Annotated in this window: 13 protein-coding genes; 5 read left to right on the forward strand and 8 right to left on the reverse strand. The window is 60.1% G+C overall.

The genetic code is table 11. From position 1 onward, the window contains the following. Positions 1-225: 225 nt before the first annotated feature. The 4 genes from J1G18_RS11190 to J1G18_RS11205 form a co-directional block, all read right to left on the reverse strand. Complete coding sequence (locus tag J1G18_RS11190; RefSeq protein ID WP_223007649.1) at positions 226-2058, reverse strand: ABC transporter ATP-binding protein; 1833 nt, start codon at positions 2056-2058, stop codon at positions 226-228. 88 nt (positions 2059-2146) lie between these two features. Continuing rightward, positions 2147-2710: a peptidylprolyl isomerase gene (locus J1G18_RS11195; protein WP_095138580.1), complete on the reverse strand. Its 564-nt coding sequence runs from the start codon at positions 2708-2710 to the stop codon at positions 2147-2149. 3 nt (positions 2711-2713) lie between these two features. Further along, positions 2714-3517, reverse strand: a complete 804-nt coding sequence (locus J1G18_RS11200) for an alpha/beta fold hydrolase (protein ID WP_096796627.1) — start codon at positions 3515-3517, stop codon at positions 2714-2716. A gap of 14 nt (positions 3518-3531) precedes the next feature. After that, on the reverse strand, positions 3532-4455 hold the full coding sequence (locus tag J1G18_RS11205; protein ID WP_027614550.1) for a LysR family transcriptional regulator: 924 nt from the start codon (positions 4453-4455) through the stop codon (positions 3532-3534). 49 nt (positions 4456-4504) lie between these two features. Between J1G18_RS11205 and J1G18_RS11210 the strand changes: the two genes are divergently transcribed. The 3 genes from J1G18_RS11210 (at position 4505) to J1G18_RS11220 (ending at position 6859) form a co-directional block, all read left to right on the forward strand. Beyond that, positions 4505-4819, forward strand: coding sequence for a 3-phosphoglycerate kinase (locus J1G18_RS11210; RefSeq protein ID WP_098967723.1), 315 nt, complete (start codon positions 4505-4507; stop codon positions 4817-4819). A 230-nt stretch (positions 4820-5049) separates the two neighbouring features. Beyond that, entirely contained in the window at positions 5050-5649 is a 600-nt protein-coding gene (locus tag J1G18_RS11215) for an FMN-dependent NADH-azoreductase (protein WP_096796629.1), read from the forward strand. Between the two features lie 343 nt (positions 5650-5992). Then, complete coding sequence (locus tag J1G18_RS11220) at positions 5993-6859, forward strand: carboxylate/amino acid/amine transporter (protein WP_098967727.1); 867 nt, start codon at positions 5993-5995, stop codon at positions 6857-6859. Positions 6860-6969: 110 nt separating this feature from the next. On the opposite strand, the gene J1G18_RS11225 is transcribed toward J1G18_RS11220, so the two are convergent. Then, positions 6970-8268: a mechanosensitive ion channel family protein gene (locus tag J1G18_RS11225; RefSeq protein WP_098967728.1), complete on the reverse strand. Its 1299-nt coding sequence runs from the start codon at positions 8266-8268 to the stop codon at positions 6970-6972. 191 nt (positions 8269-8459) lie between these two features. On the opposite strand from J1G18_RS11225, the gene J1G18_RS11230 reads away from it, so the two are divergent. Continuing rightward, on the forward strand, positions 8460-9800 hold the full coding sequence (locus tag J1G18_RS11230) for a DEAD/DEAH box helicase (RefSeq protein WP_041070247.1): 1341 nt from the start codon (positions 8460-8462) through the stop codon (positions 9798-9800). A gap of 62 nt (positions 9801-9862) precedes the next feature. On the opposite strand, the gene J1G18_RS11235 is transcribed toward J1G18_RS11230, so the two are convergent. From J1G18_RS11235 to J1G18_RS11245, 3 genes are all read right to left on the reverse strand, one after another. Then, positions 9863-10462, reverse strand: a complete 600-nt coding sequence (locus tag J1G18_RS11235) for a hypothetical protein (protein ID WP_223007651.1) — start codon at positions 10460-10462, stop codon at positions 9863-9865. Between the two features lie 12 nt (positions 10463-10474). Continuing rightward, on the reverse strand, positions 10475-11059 hold the full coding sequence (locus tag J1G18_RS11240) for a papain-like cysteine protease family protein (protein ID WP_223007653.1): 585 nt from the start codon (positions 11057-11059) through the stop codon (positions 10475-10477). Positions 11060-11321: 262 nt separating this feature from the next. Continuing rightward, a complete protein-coding gene (locus J1G18_RS11245; RefSeq protein WP_097086740.1) occupies positions 11322-11597 on the reverse strand; it encodes a hypothetical protein in 276 nt (91 codons plus the stop codon). A 445-nt stretch (positions 11598-12042) separates the two neighbouring features. Here J1G18_RS11245 and J1G18_RS11250 point away from each other — a divergent pair. Next, a partial coding sequence (locus tag J1G18_RS11250) for a filamentous hemagglutinin N-terminal domain-containing protein (RefSeq protein WP_223007654.1) occupies positions 12043-20137 on the forward strand: 8095 nt, incomplete at its 3' end.

Genomic DNA, 20137 nt, shown 5'->3' on the forward strand with positions numbered 1-20137 from the left:
CAGGTTCCGTGCTGGAACCTTGGCTGAGTACAGCACGCTTTGGATGGATTTCCAGCAGCCATGAAAAAACCGCCAGAGCCCGTGGTTAGAGGGCTGTGGCGGTTCTCAATATATTGTGGGAGGGGGCTTGCTCCCGAATGCGGTGTGTCAGACAAATGTTCGGTACTGACACCCCGCTTTCGGGAGCAAGCCCCCTCCCACATTGGAGTTGTATTGATTCAATGATCAATCGATCCCGACAAATCCCCCGGTCTGGTGCGCCCACAACCGCGCATACAATCCGCGATGCGCCAGCAGTTCGGCGTGGGTACCGCTCTCGGCGATCTTGCCGTTTTCCAGCACTACCAGCCGATCCATGCGAGCGATGGTCGAGAGACGGTGAGCAATGGCGATCACGGTTTTGCCTTGCATCAGGGTTTCCAGGCTTTCCTGGATCGCCGCTTCGACTTCCGAGTCGAGTGCCGAGGTTGCTTCGTCCATGATCAGGATCGGCGCGTCCTTGAGCAGCACCCGGGCAATCGCAATGCGCTGGCGCTGACCGCCGGACAGTTTCACCCCGCGTTCGCCGACGTGCGCGTCGAAACCGGTACGGCCCTCAGCGTCCGACAGCAGCGGAATGAACTCGTCGGCGCGGGCCTTGTGCACCGCGTCCCAGAGTTCGGCGTCGGTGGCGTCAGGCTTGCCATACAGCAAGTTGTCGCGGATCGAGCGGTGCAGCAGGGAGGTGTCCTGCGTGATCATGCCGATGCGTGCGCGCAGGCTTTCCTGGCCGACTTCAGCGATGTTCTGCCCATCGATCAGGATCCGTCCGCCCTCTACGTCATACAGGCGCAGCAGCAGGTTGACCAAGGTCGATTTGCCGGCGCCGGATGGCCCGATCAGGCCGATTTTCTCGCCGGGTTTAATGGTCAGGTTGAGGTCGCCGATGATGCCTTTCTTCTTGCCGTAGTGAAAATCCACGTGCTCGAAACGCACTTCGCCACGAGCCACGGCCAGCGGTTTGGCCTGCTCGCGATCAGTGACGCTGACCGGTTGCGAGATGGTCTGCAGACCGTCCTGGACCATGCCGATGTTTTCGAAGATGCCGGTGACTACCCACATGATCCAGCCGGACATATTGACGATACGAATCACCAGACCGGTGGCCAGGGCGATCGCACCGACGGTGATCAGCGACTGCGTCCACAGCCACAGCGCCAGCGCGGTGGTGCCGACGATCAGCAGGCCGTTCATGGTGGTGATCGCCACGTCCATGCTGGTCACCACGCGGCCGGCCATCTGCGCCTTGACCGTCTGTTCTTCGATGGCTTCCTTGGCGTAGTGCTGTTCGAAATTGGTGTGGGCGAACAGCTTCAGGGTGGCGATGTTGGTGTAGCCGTCGACGATCCGCCCCATCAGTTTCGAGCGCGCGTCGGAAGCTTCCACCGAACGCTCTTTCACCCGCGGCACGAAGTAGTACAGCGCGCCGATGTAGGCAGCGATCCACGTCAGCAGCGGGATCATCAGGCGCCAGTCGGCTTCGGCGAACAGCACCAGCGAACTGATCGCGTAGATCACCACATGCCACAGCGCATCCACCGCTTGCACCGCCGAATCGCGCAGCGAGTTGCCGGTCTGCATGATGCGTTGGGCGATGCGCCCGGCGAAGTCGTTCTGGAAGAAATTCAGGCTCTGCTTGAGCACGTAACTGTGGTTCTGCCAGCGGATCATGCTGGTCATGCCGGGGCTGAGGGTCTGATGCACCAGCAGGTCGTGCAGGCCGAAAAAGATCGGCCGCAGTACCAGGGCGACTACCACCATCCACGTCAGTTCGAGGGCGTGGTCGCTGAAGAAATTCGGGTTGGGCGTGCCTTGGGCCAGGTCGATGATGCGGCTCAGGTAGCTGAACAGCGCGACTTCGATCAACGCGGCAAACAGGCCGACGACGAGCAGGGCGGCGAAACTCGGCCAGACCTGCTTGAGGTAATAGGTATAGAAGGGCCAGACACGATCCGGAGGGGAGGCCGTGGGGGCGTCGCGGAATATGTCGATCAGTTGTTCGAAACGGCGATAGAGCATCAGATAACCGCCCGGATGCCGGGCTCTCCTTTTATCGGTGTGAGCGGCGTGGCTTCAGGCCAGCGCCGCTCGAAACGCCCTGTACAGCTTAGTCGATGACTTTGGCCGACTTGATGATCACAGGGTCGACAGGCACGTTTTGCATGCCCTGTTTGGTGGTGGTCTGCGAGTTGACGATGATGTCGACCACGTCCATGCCTTTGACCACTTTGGCGAATACCGCGTAACCGGCATCACGGCCCGGATCGAGGAAGGCGTTGTCGGCGACGTTGATGAAGAACTGGCTGGTGGCCGAATCAGGGTTGGAGGTACGGGCCATCGACAAAGTGCCGCGAACGTTATGCAGACCGTTGCTGGCTTCGTTCTTGATCGGCGCCTTGGTTTCTTTCTGCTGCATCTGTGGCGTGAAACCGCCGCCCTGAGCCATGAAGCCCGGGATCACGCGGTGGAAAATGGTGTTGGTGTAAAAACCGCTGTTGACGTAATCCAGAAAGTTTTTGGTACTGATTGGCGCCTTGACCGGGTCCAGTTCGATTTCGATCTGGCCGTTGGTAGTGTCCAGCAGCACGTGCGGTGCTTTGGCCGGGGTGGCAGCCATCAGGTTGGCAGCAAACAGCACGGTGCCGGCGGCGAGGGCGAGTTTTTTCAGCATGGGTCAGTGATCCTGAGATTGAATGTCGGCTGCGGCGAGAAACTCCAGCAGCGTTTGGTTGAAGTGTTCGGGTTGATCGAGCGGGGTGGCGTGGCGCGAGTCGGCGATGACCACCAGCCGCGCATCGGGCAGCAGTTTTACATAGGTTTCTTTCAGTGCTACCGGCGTGTAGTCACGGTCGGCAGTCACGATGAGGGTTGGACAGGTCACCCGGGAAAGTCGTTCCTGGACGCCCCAGCCAACAATCGCATCGAAGCTGGCGAGATAAGCACGTTTGTCGTTTTTTGCCCAGCGTTCGGCCATTTTCTGCCGCAGATCAGCCTGCTCGGGTTTCGGGAACAGTTTGCCGCCTAATGCCTTGCCAATGGTCGCGAGGCTGAGCACGCGCATCAGGCTCCAGCGCTTGAACCACTGCCAGTAATCGTCGCGGCTGCGCAGTTTGACCTCGGGGGCGCTGTTGACGATGGTCAGGCTTTTCAGCATTTGCGGCTGATCGACGCCGAACTGAAAGCCGATCATCCCGCCCATCGACAGCCCGACGTAATGCACCGGGCCGAGTTTCAGGTGTTCGATCAACGCCAGCAGATCGGCGCTGAACCCGGCGATGCTGTAGCGCTCGCGAGGTTTGTCCGAGCGACCGTGACCACGTATATCCGGAACGATCACCCGGTAGTGCGCCGACAGCGCCGGGATCTGCATTTCCCAGTCCAGGGTGCTCGAACCCAGTCCGTGAACCAGTAGCAACGGGGTGCCGTGGCCATATTCCTCGTAGTGCAGGTTGCAACCTTCATGTTCGAAATAGGCCATCGGTGAACTCCGTGTCAGGCTTGCTCGGGGGCGGCGAACGGTGCGTCAAGCGGCAAAGTGTCGAAGGTACGCAACAGTTCGATGAGGATTTGTGTGGCCGGGCCCAGCGGTTTGTCCTTGTTCGAATACAGATAGAAGCTCGGGTTGCGGCTGCCACCCTGATCCAACGGTAGCAGCTTGAGCGTGCCTTCCTTCAATTCCCGTTCGATCATGTGCCGTGGCAGCCAGGCAAAGCCCAGGCCGCTGCTGACGAACGTGGCAGCCGTGGCGAGGCTGCCGACGGTCCAGCGCTGTTCGGCGCCGAGCCAGCCGACGTCGCGTGGTTGCTGGCGGCCGGAGTCGCGGATCACCACCTGCATCTGGGTTTCCAGGTCCTGGAAGCTCAGCTCGCGGTTGAGCCGATGCAGGGCGTGATCCGGGTGGGCGACGGCGACGAACTCGACGTCGCTCAATTCCGCACCGAGGTAGCCGGGAATGCTCAGGCCGGTGATCGCCAGATCGGCGACGCCTTCGAGCAAGACTTCCTCGACCCCCGACAGCACTTCTTCGCGCAGACGCACGCGGCAGCCGCGACTCTGCGGCATGAACGCGGTCAGCGCCCGGACGATACGGGCGCTCGGGTAGGCCGCATCGACCACCAGCCGCACCTCTGCCTCCCAGCCTTGCTCCATGTGATGGGCGAGGTCTTCCAGTTGGCTGGCCTGTTTCACCAGTTGTCGCGAGCGGCGCAGCAGCACACCGCCGGCTTCGGTGAGCACCGCTTTACGACCGTCAATGCGCAGCAACGGCACGCCGAGCTGGTCCTGCATGCGGGCGACGGTGTAACTCACCGAAGATTGCGAACGGTGCAAAACCTCGGCGGCCTGGGCGAAACCACCGTGGTCGACCACGGCCTGCAATGTTCGCCATTGATCAAGGGTCACGCGGGGCGCTTTCATCAATAGCTCCTCTTGTCCTAAGCTGGCCGTCCCTCATGGAGACTGGCGAATGAAAAAATTCTGTTGTGTGGTGCTCGCGTTGCTGCCGCTGACTGCGTTTGCTTACCCGATCGATGTGCAGAAGAACCTCAATGGCTTGAAGATCGACTACGAGACCTTCGACACCGACAAAGACATCGGCTCCATCCGGGTCGCCAACTACGGTGATGTCGACGCGACCTGCAAAGTCGTTTTCAACAATGGTCCGGAAGCACCGCGTACGCGCAACATCGAAGTCCCGGCCCGCAAGCATACGAATGCCACGGCCAAGTTCTCCCGCGAGATCATCAGGCTGCGCATCGACCTGAGCTGCAGCCCGAAATAACGGTCGATCCCTTGTAGGAGTGAGCCTGCTCGCGATAGCGGTGTGTCAGTAACCCTAATGTGTCTGACACACCGCTATCGCGAGCAGGCTCACTCCTACAAGGGTACGTGTCAGCATCTAAACGAATTATTCGATGCTTTGCAGCAATTATTTGCGCTTTTTCATCGATACGACCCTGTTTAACCTTCACTCCATCGACCTACAACATTCTCGGATGGAGACTACACACCATGTCCCGCGTTCTGATCATCGAAAGCAGCGCCCGCCAGCAAGATTCGGTTTCCCGTCAACTGACCCAGACCTTCATTGGTCAGTGGAAAGCGGCGCATCCCAACGATCAGATCACCGTGCGTGACCTCGCCGTGAATCCCGTTCCACACCTGGACGCCAACCTGCTGGGCGGCTGGATGAAGCCTGCCGAGCAGCGCAACGCCAGCGAACAATCGTCGCTGGAGCGCTCCAACGAATTGACCGACGAGCTGCTCGCTGCCGACGTACTGGTGATGGCTGCGCCGATGTACAACTTCGCGATCCCGAGCACCCTCAAGGCCTGGCTCGACCACGTGCTGCGTGCCGGCGTGACCTTCAAGTACACCGAAACCGGCCCGCAAGGCCTGCTCAGCGGCAAACGTGCCTACGTGCTGACTGCTCGCGGCGGGATCTACGCCGGCGGCCCTGCCGACCATCAGGAACCGTACCTGCGTCAGGTCATGGGTTTCATCGGCATCCACGATGTGACCTTCATTCACGCCGAAGGCATGAACCTGGGCGGCGACTTCCAGGAGAAGGGCCTGAATCAGGCCAACGCCAAACTGTCCCAGGTCGCTTGATATGTTAATCGCCAGATAATCGCCGCTTGTTTAAGTGACCTGGCGCAACCCCTTCAAGGCTCTACGCGCATCGAACCTCCCTTTGCACTTGTTGCTCCTGAGTGCTGTAGCCCGATTGAACGCTTTAGCGAGATCGGGCTTTTTTTTGCCTGGGATTATCTGAGCCACGTGTAACCCTTGTGGGAGCTGGCTTGCTCGCGAAGGCGGTGTGTCAGTCAAATATTCGTCGACTGACACGATGCTTTCGCGAGCAAGCCCGCTCCCACAGGGTTCAGTGTTGCCTGAGGTTCGCGGTCTGGCGCAAAAACCGCTATCGTCGCCGCCATTCGAAACAGAGGCGACCATGGGCTATCTACTTTTTGTCACGCTGATCCAGGCGTTTTCCTTCAGTCTGATCGGCGAATACCTCGCCGGGCATGTCGACAGCTACTTTGCAGTGCTGGTGCGCGTGGTGCTGGCCGGGCTGGTGTTCATTCCGTTGACCCGCTGGCGCTCGGTGGAGCCTTCGTTCATGCGCGGCATGCTGCTGATCGGCGCGTTGCAGTTCGGCATCACCTACGTTTGCCTGTACCTGAGCTTCCGTGTGCTGACGGTGCCGGAGGTGTTGCTGTTCACGATCCTCACGCCGCTGCACGTGACGCTGATCGAAGATGCGCTGAACCGCCGCTTCAATCCGTGGGCGCTGGTGGCCGCGTTGGTAGCGGTGGGCGGTGCGGCGGTGATTCGTTTTGACCGGATCAACCCGGATTTCTTCATGGGCTTTTTGCTGCTGCAACTGGCCAACTTCACCTACGCCGCAGGGCAGGTGCTGTACAAGCATCTGGTGGCAAAACACCCGAGTGATCTGCCGCACTACCGACGTTTCGGCTTCTTCTATCTCGGCGCGTTGGCGGTGGTGTTGCCGGCGTTTCTGCTGTTCGGCAAGTCCAACTTCCTGCCCGAAGCGCCGTTGCAATGGGGCGTGTTGCTGTTCCTCGGTCTGGTCTCGACGGCGCTGGGGATGTACTGGTGGAACAAGGGCGCGTGCATGGTTAACGGCGGCACGCTGGCGGTGATGAACAACCTGCATGTGCCGGTGGGCTTGCTGCTGAACCTGCTGATCTGGAATCAGCATGAGGAACTGGGACGGTTGTTGCTGGGCGGGAGTGTGATTCTGGCGGCGGTGTGGATCAGCCGGTTGGGCATCCGCAAAACTCAAGCCACCGCATAACCCCTGTGGGAGCGGGCTTGCTCGCGAAAGCGGTGTGTCATTCAACGATTATGTTGACTGACCTGACGCCTTCGCGAGCAAGCCCGCTCCCACAGTTTTGATCTGTGGGGTTATAGGAGGTGTTTTTGTGGTTCTGGTATGTGCGCTGAGCCGAGTACAGCCGGCAACAACCCCGAACGCAAATCCCCGCCACTCGGCTGCTGATACAGGCTCAAACCGAACTCCGGCAGCACCGCCAGCAGATAATCGAAAATATCCCCCTGAATCCGCTCGTAATCGGCCCACACCGTGGTGGTCGTGAAGCAGTAGATTTCCAGCGGAATTCCCTGCGCCGTGGTCTGCATCTGCCGCACCATGCAGGTCATGTTCGGCTGCACCTCCGGGTGACTCTTCAAATACGCCAGCGCATAAGCGCGGAAGGTGCCGATGTTGGTCATGCGCCGGCGGTTGGCCGACATCGCGGCGACGTTGCCCTGCGCCTCGTTCCAAGCCTTGAGCTCGGCTTTCTTGCGGCCCATGTAGCCGGTCAGCAGGTGCACCTGGGAGAGCTTTTCTTCCTCATCGTCACGAATGAAGCGCACGCCGCTGGCGTCGATGAACAGGCTGCGCTTGATCCGCCGCCCGCCAGACTGCTGCATGCCGCGCCAGTTGCGGAACGATTCGGACATCAGGCGCCAGGTCGGGATCGAAACGATGGTCTTGTCGAAGTTCTGCACCTTGACCGTGTGCAAGGTGATGTCGACCACATCGCCATCGGCGCCGACTTGCGGCATCTCGATCCAGTCGCCGACCCGCAGCATGTCGTTGCTGGTCAGCTGTACGCTGGCGACGAACGACAGCAGGGTGTCCTTGTAGACCAACAGAATCACCGCCGACATCGCACCCAGACCGGAGAGCAGCAACAGCGGCGAACGGTCGATGAGGGTGGCGACGATGATGATCGCACCAAACACGTACAAGACCATTTTCGCCAGTTGCACATAGCCCTTGATCGAGCGGGTGCGGGCGTGTTCGGTGCGGGCGTAGATGTCCAGCAGCGCATTGAGCAGGGCGCTGACCGACAGCAGCAGGAACAGGATGGTGAAGGACAGCGCCACGTTGCCGAGGAAAGTCATCGCGGTTTTGCTCAGTTCCGGCACCAGGTGCAGGCCGAACTGGATCACCAGCGACGGCGTCATCTGCGCCAGACGTTGAAACACCTTGTTGTGGCGAAAGTCGTTGATCCAGTGCAGGGCCGGCTGGCGCCCGAGCATGCGGCTGGCATGCAGGATCAGATAGCGTGCCACTCGTCCGAGGACCAGCGCGATCACCAGTAGCAGCATCAGCGCCAGGCCGGATTGCAGGAATGGGTGCTTTTCGAGGGCACCCCAGAGGTCTTGGGCGTTGAGCCAGAGCTGTTTGAAATCCATGTGAGCAACGATTCTTCTGTAAGACGCGATGGGCGATTAGAGCATTTAAGACGCTGTGTATTACCGTTGGAGACAAATCGAGCAACAAAAAAGCCACTGATTACGCCCGTTTGTATAAAGAAACTCGGCCTGAGCGCTCGAAACCGGTAACCTATGCAGCTGTTTTTTTGCATATCTTCGAGGTAGCACCCGTGTTTTCCCAATTCGCCCTGCACGAACGCCTGCTCAAAGCCGTGGCCGAGCTGAAATTTGTCGAGCCAACGCCTGTGCAAGCAGCGGCCATTCCGCTGGCGCTCCAGGGGCGTGACCTGCGGGTGACGGCGCAAACCGGTAGCGGCAAGACCGCCGCTTTTGTCCTGCCGATCCTCAACCGCCTGATCGGCCCGGCGAAGATCCGCGTCAGCATCAAGACCCTGATCCTGCTGCCGACCCGCGAACTGGCCCAGCAGACCCTGAAAGAAGTTGAACGCTTCTCGCAGTTCACCTTCATCAAGTCCGGCCTGATCACCGGCGGTGAAGACTTCAAGGTGCAGGCCGCGATGCTGCGCAAGGTGCCGGACATCCTGATCGGTACGCCGGGCCGGATGATCGAGCAACTCAACGCCGGCAACCTCGACCTGAAAGAAGTCGAAGTGCTGGTGCTCGACGAAGCCGACCGTATGCTCGACATGGGCTTCGCCGAAGACGTGCAACGTCTGGTCGACGAATGCCCGAACCGTCAGCAGACCATGCTGTTCTCCGCCACCACCGGTGGTTCCGGCCTGCGCGAGATGATCGCCAAGGTGCTGAACAACCCTGAGCACCTGCAGCTCAACGCGGTCAGCCAACTGAACTCGACCACCCGTCAGCAGATCATCACTGCCGACCACAACCAGCACAAAGAACAGATCGTCAACTGGCTGCTGGCCAACGAGACTTACCAGAAGGCCATCGTCTTCACCAACACCCGGGCCATGGCCGACCGCATCTACGGCCGCCTCGTGGCTCAGGAGTACAAGGCGTTCGTGCTGCACGGCGAGAAAGACCAGAAGGATCGCAAACTGGCGATCGACCGTCTGAAGCAGGGCGGCGTGAAGATTCTGGTAGCGACCGACGTCGCGGCGCGTGGTCTGGACGTTGATGGCCTGGATCTGGTGATCAACTTCGACATGCCACGCAGCGGCGACGAATACGTGCACCGCATCGGTCGTACCGGCCGCGCAGGCAACGACGGTCTGGCGATCTCGCTGATCTGCCACGGCGACTGGAACCTGATGTCGAGCATCGAGCGCTACCTCAAGCAGAGCTTCGAGCGCCGCACCATCAAGGAAGTCAAAGGCACCTACGGCGGGCCGAAGAAGGTCAAGGCCTCGGGCAAGGCTGTCGGGGTGAAGAAGAAAAAGACCGACGCCAAGGGCGACAAGAAGAAGACCGCCGCCAAGACCCCGACCAAGCGCAAGAGCGCCAACCGTCCGAAGCCGGATTCGCTGGTGAGCAGCGACGGCATGGCCCCGCTCAAGCGTCGCAAGCCGGCTGAGCCAGCGGCTGAGTAAGGCGTTTTCGCAGGCAATAAAAAACCCGGACAGTGTCCGGGTTTTTTTATGCGCAGGGTTTGTCAGCTCCCCAACTGTCCGCTGGTGTCTGCGTCAAAGCGCTGTTTGGCGCGATCTGCCGCCGGTTTGAGCTGCGCGAGCAACGCGGCTTCGCTGTACAGCCGCGAGTTCCCGAGCTCTTTCGGCGTCGGCTCGATCGGGATCAGTACATCTTCACCGTCAGCGTGCAGCCAGATCGCCACGACGTGCAGTGCCGAGACAAACAGCACGCGCAATTCAACGCTTTTGCCCTGCAATTGCGGCGCCTGTTCCGCCAGTTTCAACGCGCCCACGGTGTCGGCAGCCCGGGTGCCGTGGTTCAGCGAAGCGAACTCGACATGGCCACGCACCTCGGCCAGTTGCGCATCGGCAATGCTTACGCCGTCGGCAAATACCAGGTAATGCCAGTCGCCGATGCGCGCGTCCTTCAGACCTTTGCCCTGGCTCAGATCGTCCAGCGTCAGCGAGTAGCCGCGATAGGCTTCGCTGAGGCTGACTTTGGCCGGTGTCGCGTTGGCGAACTGGCGGTTGGTGCCGAAGCCCTGGTTTTGCAGCGCGGCTTGCAGCACCGGACGCAAAGTCTGTACGCCGTTGGAAGGCGCCTTTGGATAAGTCAGTTGCATGATGTCGCCCTCCTAGTTTTTCGCGGTGAAGTAAGTGTGAGTCCAGTTGCCGCCGCCGTTGTACGAACCCGGGAAGGAGTTCAGCGCGCGGGTCGAGTAACCGTAGATCGAGTCGGCGATCAGCACGTAGTTGCCGTTGGTGCCGTAGATCGCCAGGAAGTGCGCACCGCCACCATACCAGGCACAACGCAGGCCGACCGGGCGGCCCATGTTGATCTGGTTCTGAATGGCCGACATCTGCAGCGAACCCTGATTCATCCCGTTATAGCTGCGGGTGGTCTGCAGGGCCGAATCCAGATAGCCGTAGACGTTGCACGGCCCCGGCTGATTGCAGCAATTGCGGTCGAGCTGAGTGCTGGCGACGCCGCACTGGGTCCAGTTTCCAGTGCCGTAATAATTGCCGACTGAAGCGGAAACAGCGGCCCAGCACCAGTTGGTCTGCGTCTGTTTCTGCATCGTGAAGTTAAGGTTGGCAGCGGCCAGTGCCGCCGTTTGCGCAGTGGCTTCAACCTCGACCAGTTGCGGGTCGATCAGGTGGCCAACAAGGCATCTTGGCAGGCTCTCGCCGGTGAACGATATTGCTTGAGTGGTTAACATTTTTTCAGTCCTCCATGAATGAAAACAAGCGTCCAGCTTGTGATTGTGTTGCGGTATTGCCGAGCGATCGGTGGGTAACGGTTTTCATCTGCGATGAACGGTGCCGATCTCCTTGCTCGATGTAACCTTAGTCAGGATATGCGTTTGTGCAAGAAAATAAATGCACAAGTGCATTTTTAAGATCAAAAGATCGCAGCCTGCGGCAGCTCCTAAAGGGTCTGGTGTAGGAGCTGCCGCAGGCTGCGATCTTTTGATCTTGCTTTTAGCTGTCGGCTTTTTTCTCAGCCGAGTCCAATTCCTTCAAGCGCTGATCAATCAACTGGCACTTGTCCGGCAGATCGGCGCTGGCCGTGCCCAAGTCCATCTTCTGCAACTCGGCATTGATTTCCTTGGCCTTGGCCGGATTCTGTTCGGTGAGCTTGGCCACTTCCTTGGCCAGTTGTTCGCGTTTGGCGGTGGCCTCTTCTGGTGTGCAGGCCCAGACCGGCAGGGCGCAGGCGAGGGTGGCGGCGAGAGTGAGTTTGAGCAGGGTTTTCATGGGGCAGGCCTCCGTTCCGGGTAGGGCGGGTTGATCGGTGGAGGGTTTCGGGCGGTGAAAAGTTCAGTTCCAGTGTTTTTACCAGTCCATTTAGAGTGACCGAACGGTCGCGATCTTCCCCTGAAAAGCAGACCTCTTGAGGAAAAGTCACGGGTTAGAGCGGTTGTTGTAAAAGACGCTGTACGACTTATTGACGCCAGAATGATGGCAATCTACCATCGCGCCATCAAATTGATATCAAATTGTGATTTCGAGGGATCGAACAAACTATTCGCCAGCGGTTCTGCGATCGTTTTTGCCACGCTTTGGACGTTCTGACCGAGGCGCGCATTTATCCCCCCTTTTTGCTTGTTCTCTCACTTGGCCCCGTGTTTTGGCCAGGCGGGGATCGCTTTGCCTGTTGATTACCCAGACCTCATTCGCCTGTCGCAACGAGAGCTCAAACATGGACGTTCGCCAATACGCCTTCCTCGCTGGTCAGCCTTCTGCTGACGTGAAAACCCGTGAGCATTTCTGCGGCATGCCCAAGCGCGGTCTGGCGTTTCTATTGGCGAACGTGATGTTCTGGCAACCGATGTGGGCGCAGGCCGACGGCATTGTCGTGGCCAACCCGAATACCGCGCTGGATCGGGCCGGCAATGGCGTGCCGATCATCAACATCGCCACGCCCAACGGCAGCGGGCTGTCGCATAACCAGTTCCACGATTACAACGTCGGCGCGCAGGGCGTCATCCTCAACAACGGCTCGACGCAAACCTCGAACACCCAGTTGGCCGGGCACATCATCGGCAACCCGAACCTGAAAAACAGCGGCTCGGCGCAGGCAATTCTCAACGAAGTCATCAGCGGCAACCCGAGCCAGTTGCGCGGTTACACCGAAGTGGCGGGGCAGTCAGCGCGAGTGATCGTCGCCAACCCGTATGGCATCACCTGTAACGGTTGCGGCTTTATCAACGCGCCGCGCGTGACGCTGACCACCGGCAAACCGGTGCTGGACAACGGTCGCCTCGATCGCTTTCAGGTCGATCAAGGCTCGGTCGCCATCGAAGGCGCCGGGCTTAACGCAACCAATATCGACCGCTTCGAAATCATCACCCGCACCGCGAAGATCAACGCCGAGATCCAGGCGAAAAACCTGACCATCGTCGCCGGGCGTAACGACGTCAACGCTGAACATCTCAGCGCCACGGCCCGCGCCGATGATGGCAGCGCCAAGCCGCAACTGGCGATTGACTCTTCGGCGCTGGGCGGCATGTATGCCGGGGCGATCAAACTGGTCGGCACCGAGGCCGGGGTCGGCGTGAAGCTCGACGGTAAACTGATCGCCAGCGGTGGCGATATTCAGCTTGATGCCAATGGTCAATTGAGCCTGGTTGATACCTCGGCCACTGGCGCGGTCAACGTCAAGGCGGCCAGCCTTGATGCGCGCGGCCCAGTCTATGCCGGCACGACATTGAACGTGCAGACCCAAGGCAATCTGACCAACCGCCAGACCCTGGCTGCCCGCGACAGTATCAACCTCAGTGCCAGCGGTCAGCTGACCAACGCCGGAGTCATCGAGGCCGGGGTCAACGCCGACGGCAGCCGTAACGCCAACGGTGATCTGAGCCTGAGTGCGCAAAACCTCGACAACACTGGCAAAAGCCTCATCGCCGGCCGCAATCTGACAGTCAGCACTGCGCAAACCCTGAGCAACCAGGGCGGCACCCTCAGCGGACAAACCACGGCGATCACGGCGGGCACCCTGGACAACCGCAATAGCGGGCGCGTACTGAGCGGCGGCACGATGAACCTGAATGCCGCTCAAGTGCTGAACAACAAAGGCGTGATCAACAGCCAGACCAGACTGACCGGCAACATCGGTCAATTGATCAACCGCAATGGCGAACTCAGCGGCCAGACCGACGCAGTGCTGACGGTCACTTCGCTGGATAACGTCGCCGGCGTGATGACCGCCGGGCAGTTGCTCGACATCACCGCCCTCAGTGCGATCAACAACAGCAACGGCGGCCGGATCGGCGCCAGACAAGCGCTGACCCTGCGCGCACAGCAATTCGACAATAGCCAGCAAGGCCAGTTGACCAGTGAAGGCACGCTGACCACGCGCATCAGCGATCGCCTGGACAACCAGAACAAAGGCCTGATCCAGGCCAACGCAGCGATGGACCTGCAAGCCACGCGCCTGGATAACCGCGTCGGCAAGATTTCCAGCCTCAACACCCTGACGGTTACCAGCGCCAATACGGACAACCGCAGTGGCACGATTCGCGCTGATCAGGCGGCGAAACTGTTGATCGGTGAACTGGATAACGGCGACAAGGGCCGCGTTGAAAGCAAGACAACGCTGACGTTCGAGGGCAACACGCTGGACAACCGCAATGGCGGTCTGCTCACCTCGACCGGTTTGCTGAGCCTCAAGGCCAACAATGTCACCAACGATGGCGGACGGATTTCCGGCAAGGGCGATGTCGACGCCAACATCGACAGCCTGAACCAGCAGGGCGGTGAACTGGTTGCCGAAGGCAACCTGTTGCTGACCGGCAAGACGCTGCAGAACCATCAGGACGGTCTCGTCGGCTCGCTCAAGACCCTGACGGTCAACGTCGACCAGATCGACAACCGCGGCGGCTCGCTCTCCAGCCAGCAGGACCTGCACATCAACGGGTCGCGCCTGGACAACAGCGAGGGCGGCAAGGTGTTGTCCGACACCACGCTGGAGGCGAAAGTCGCGCAGATCATCAACGCCAGCAACGGCCTGATTTTCAGCAAGGGCGCGAGCACCCTGAGCGGCACCGGGTTGAGTAACGTCGCAGGGCGGATCGTCAGTCAGAACAGTCTGGGGCTGACCTTCGACGGCGCGATGGATAACCAGCAAGGCCTCATCAGCAGTGAAGGGCAGATGACCCTCAGCGCCGGCAGTCTCGACAATCGCTTGGGCAAACTGTCGAGCCTTGAAGCAATGGCGCTGACCGCCACCGGTGCGGTACTCAGCCAGGGCGGCCTGATCGTCTCGCAGAAAGGCCTGACCTTCAAAAGTGGCAGCCTGGATAACAGCGCCAACGGCATCATCAGCGCCAAGGCCGATTCGACCCTGACTACCGGCGAGTTGAAGAACCGTCAGGGCGGCAGTATCGCCACCGATGGCTCACTATTATTGACCGCCGGGCACCTGGACAACTCCGGGGGCACCATCGGTAGCCAGCAGAAACTTCAGGCTTCGCTGACCTCGCTGGAACAGGACGGCGGCGAGCTGTTCAGCAACAGCGACCTGACCCTGGACATGAACAACGGCCTGCTCAACAACCAGCGCGGCAATATTCATACGCCGGGCCAGTTGCTGCTGAAAAACCTCAAGGACGTCGACAACAGCGCCGGTGAAATTTCCGCTGCCAAGGCCTGGAGCCTCAATGCGCAAAGACTGAACAACGACGGCGGCAAATTGCTCAGCAATGAAAAGCTCACCCTCGTCATCGACCGCGCCCTGAGCAACGTCAAAGGGGTGATTGCTTCCGCCAGCCTCGACAGTCGCAGCGCCAGTTTGAACAACAAAAGCGGCGACATTCGCGTGCGGGGTGATGTCGATTTCAGCGTCACCGGAATGTTCGATAACCAGAACGGTGTGGTCATCGCCGACAACGGCCTGACGATTACCGCCGCCAGTCTGGATAACCGTCAGGAAGGCCTCATCGGTTCAACAAAAGCGCTGAAGCTCAGCGTCGACCGTATCGACAACCGCAGCGGCGAACTGTCGAGCAAGGCCGATGTGAGCCTGATCGGCGCCTGGCTCGACAACAGCGACAGCGGTTACATGCTCGCCGGCGGCAATCTGGCGCTGACGGTTAATGACGTCATCAACCGCAACAAGGGGCTGCTGTCCGGTGACAGCGGCTTGACCCTGACGGGCAAGACCCTGGAAAACAGCGGACGTCTGACCAGCCAGAAAGATATCGCAATCAACCTCTCTGCGGGGCTGAACAACGGGCAGGGCAGTGTCGTCGGTGAAGGGGCTCTGGCGATCAACGCCGACAGCCTCGACAACAAGGCCGGCACGGTCTCCAGCGCTAAAGCGCTGACCATCGACACCCGTGGCGCTGTCAGTAACCAGGGCGGCAAACTGCTGACCGACAGCGACCTCACGCTCAACAGCAGCGCGCTGGATAATCAGCAAAAAGGCGCGATCAGTGGCAAAGGCAAACTGAGCATCACCACCGGCGACCTCAACAACAGCCAGGCCAGCATTTACTCCGCCGATCAATTGCACATCGCGGCCGGCCAGGTGACCAACACCGCCGGCAGTCTCGGCGCGGCCAATTCGCTGGTGGCCAATGTTCGTGGTCTCGATCAACAGGGCGGCAGGCTGTTCAGCAGCAATGCTGATGTCAGCGTCGATCTGAACGGCGGCGCGTTGAACAACCAGGGCGGCGTCATCAGTGCACCGGGTCAGTTGTTGTTGAAGAATCTGGCTGACGTAAACAACCGTGGCGGCGAGATTTCCAGCGAGCAGGCTTTCGAACTGCTCGCCAAGTCATTGGATAACAGCGGCGGCCAACTGCTGAGCAATCAGAAACTCACCCTGCAGATCGACAACGCGCTGACCTCGATCAAAGGCAAGATCGCGGCGGCGGCGCTGCAGGTTCGCGCGGCGAGTCTGGATAACAGCGGCGAAGGTGTTTTGCTCAGTGACAGCGATATCGACGTCAAGGTCGATGGCCTGCTGAACAACCAGAACAAGGGCAGCATCAAGGCCGCGCAACAACTGACCCTCAACAGCACCGGCCTGAATAATCAGGGCGGCACGCTGGTGGGTGTTGCGGGCGTGGCGATCGATCTGGGCGCCACCGCACAGGATCTGAATAACCAGGACGGCCTGATCAGCAGCAAGGGTTTGCTAAGCATCGCCCACCTGCGTGACCTCAATAACCAGAACGGCGTGATCAACAGCAAAGGCGTGTTGAGCATCGATACGCTGCGCAATCTGAATAACCAGAAGGGCGAGATTTCCAGCGTCAACAGCTTCAGTTTGAAAGGCAACAGCCTGGACAACCGTGGCGGCAACCTGATCAGCAACGATCAACTGACTCTGACCGCTGCCGAGCTGAAAAACCAGGGTGGTCTGGTCTCCGGCTGGAACGGCGTGAGCGTCACCGGCGGCACCCTCGACAACAGTCAGCAAGGCAGTGTTTCCAGTCTGCTCGGCAACACCAGCATCGACCTCAGTGGTGCGCTCACCAACCACAGCAAAGGTGGCGTGGGCGCGAAGGGCGAAGTGAGTATCAAAGCGGCCAGCCTCGATAACAGCAACGGCACGGTCAGCAGTGGCGGCAAACAGACGCTGGCCCTGACTGGCGGCACGCTCAGCAATGCTTCCGGCGGCTTGATCGAGAGCGGTGACGCGCTGGACGTCCGCGCCGCATCGCTGGACAACAGCGGCGGCAGAGTCACTGCGAAAAAAGCCCTGACCTTCACCGGCACGCACCTGAACAACAGCAATGGCAGCCTCGTTGGCGATGACAGCGTCAGCCTCGACCTGCTCGGTGCCCTGACCAACGTCAATGGTGCGCTGGGCAGCAGCGGCCCACTGCTGATCAAGCGTTCCGCCAGTGTCGACAACCGCGGCGGGCAACTGATCAGCCAGACCTTGCTGAACCTGCTCACCAGCGGTGATCTGAACAACAGCCAAAGCGGCACCGTGTCGGCCAACAGCCAACTGGATCTCACCGCTGGCGGCACTCTGCACAACGACACCGATGGCCTGATCTCCAGCCGCGATGCCGGGGTGAACCTCACCGCTGCGGCGCTGAACAACGCCAAGGGCGCTGTGCAAAGCATGACAGCACTGACCGTGAATGCGGGCAGCGGCGCCATCGACAACCAGGGCGGCAAGATCATCGCCCAGAACGGCGACCTGACCCTCACCGCCGCCAGCCTCGACAGCCGTGGCGGTGTGCTGTCGAGCCTCAAGGGTTTGCTACAGACCCGCCTGACCGGCGTGTTGCGCAACGGCCAGGGCGGCAAGATCGAAGGCAGCCGCCTCGACCTGCGCGCACTCGGTGGTATCTACAGCGACGGCGGGCGTATCGCCGCCAATAGCGGTGACATCCTGCTCGATGCCGGTGCCGGCACGCTCGACAACAGCGGCGGCGGGATCTACGCCCGGGGCAAGGTGAAAGCCACCGCCGGCTCGATGAGCAACAACGCCGGCCAGATCAGCGGCAATGGCATCGACCTGGGCGTCAACGGCAACCTCAGCAACCGCAGCGGCCTGATCGAAAGCGCTGGCACACTGACGATTCGCGCCGCCAACCTCGACAACCAGGGCGGCAAACTGCGCGCACTGGGCGCTGGCGGCAAAACCGATTTCCAGATCGGCAGCCAGTTCGATAACCGCAACGGTCTGGTGGAAACCGCCAACAACGACTTCAATCTCGCCACGCCGAGCCTGCTCAATGCCGGCGGCTCGATCACCCATGTCGGCGTTGGCGAATTCGGCATCTCGACCGCCAACGTCATGAACGCCGGCGGCTCGCTGGTGACCCTTGGCGGCCTGACGCTGAACGCGGACAGCTGGACCAACAGCAGTGTGATTCAGGCTGGGCGGTTGACCGTCAATGTCGGCAATTTTGTGCAGACTGCGAGCGGCCAGTTGCTTGCTTCCAATCAGTTGATTGGACGTGGCGGCAATTGGAACAATGACGGATTGATTGCCAGCAGTGGCAATTTCGATATCCAGTTGAGCGGCACTTATGGCGGCAACGGTCGGCTGAGCAGTGTGGGCAATCTTGGCCTCGCCGCGTCCGGGATCGACCTGAGCAGCGCGGCCAGCATCACTGGGGCGACAACCGCGACGATCACCAGTCGCGGCAGCCTGACTAACCTCGGGCGACTGACGTCGGCAGACAGCCTGACCGTCAATGCCGCAGCGCTGACCAACAACGGGACGCTGGGCAGCGCCGGCTATCTGCGCGTCAACACCGATTCACTGCTTAACCAGAACGGGCTGATTTTCAGTGGCGGCGACATGGCCTTGCGCGTCGGCACGCTGACCAACCGCTACGCCGACATCTATGGCATCGGCAACATCAGCATTGCCCGGGATGACAGCAACGGCTGGAGTTCGTCGATCAACAACGTTTCAGCGACCATTGAAAGCGTGGGTGATCTGAGTCTGGCGGCGGATCACATCGAGAATCGCAAGGATGTGTTTGAAGTGGCTGCCGGGGGCGGGCTGATCTCCGGGGCGATTGGTGTTCGGTGCGAAACCTGTACTTCGTTCTCCAACATTTTTTACGAGACTCGCCTGCCGAGCCACATGGTGTGGATTGAAAAATACCACTCAACCATTGTTCAGGATTCGGCTTCCGGCACGCTGACGGCCGGGCGAAACCTTACTGGGAATGGTCGGGAGTTCATCAATAACGCCTCTGTCGTAAGCGCCGGGCGTGACATGACAATCAACGTGCAGAACTTCACGAACCAGGGAGCGACTGTCGGGGACTACACCGTCAGTCGCTGGTTCGCCGCGCCAGGTCGGCATGACGTGTTTTTCTGGAGGGACGTACTCGCCTATAACGCTGCCAATGATCCGGACTATGACTCAGGAAAAATGGGGGTCTCGGACGGCAAAATCAAAATGATCCCGAACCTCCACACTTGGGACATGAACAACGTCGAAACGTTGACTACGGTCGGCGGGCGTCATACCGGTAGCGAGGCCGCCAACTTCTTCCTGTTTGGGTCGATCCTTCTAGACTACGACGGGAAATTGCCTTTCCCTGCACCGAGCTACGACAGCGGCGTGCGCACGGAGGCGCCGGCTGCGGTCAAGAACGCAGCGTTCTCCAAAGTCACCACTATTGAAAGCAGCCCGACGGCCAATGCCAACGCAGTCGTTCAGGCCGGCGGCACCGTCTATATCAACGCGACCAACAAACTGGACAACGGCGTCGTTCGCAACGGTAACGCCGCTGCCGGCGGAGCGTCTCGCCTGGGCTCCACGCAACTGGCGGGTCAAGTCACCCCGACAGTCATCCGTATCAACGCCCAGCTTCCTCCAGACCTCGCCCAACAACAGGTCAACCCACTGGCCTTGCCGGGCTTCACCCTGCCGACCGGCGACAACGGTCTGTTCCGCCTCAGCCGCAAGGACGGCAGCGAGCAAACGCTCGTAGCCGGCAAGGACTGGACGATCGGCTCCATCACGGCCGCACCCTCGACACATGCGGGCGGCATGCCGGTCAGGCATGCAACAGACCTCCAGTTCGATAAAAACGATCCAGTCTCGGTGAAGAATCGTGAGCTGGCATTGGCCAGCCGTCCTTCGCTGAATCTCAATGACAAGACGGCTGTCATCAACGTCAATGCCGCTGCCGGTGACGGGCCGGTTGGTGTGCTGATGCCCCCTCGTGGCAACGTTTCTTTCGACGTTCCACGCGTACAGGCCCTACCCGATACCAGCGTGCGCTCCAACCCGCACAAATATCTGATCGAAACCAACCCGGCGCTGACCAACCTCAAGCAGTTCATGAGCTCGGACTATCTGT

The sequence above is a fragment of the Pseudomonas sp. MIS38 genome (genome assembly GCF_019891575.1).
Taxonomy (GTDB): Bacteria; Pseudomonadota; Gammaproteobacteria; order Pseudomonadales; family Pseudomonadaceae; genus Aquipseudomonas; species Aquipseudomonas putida_A.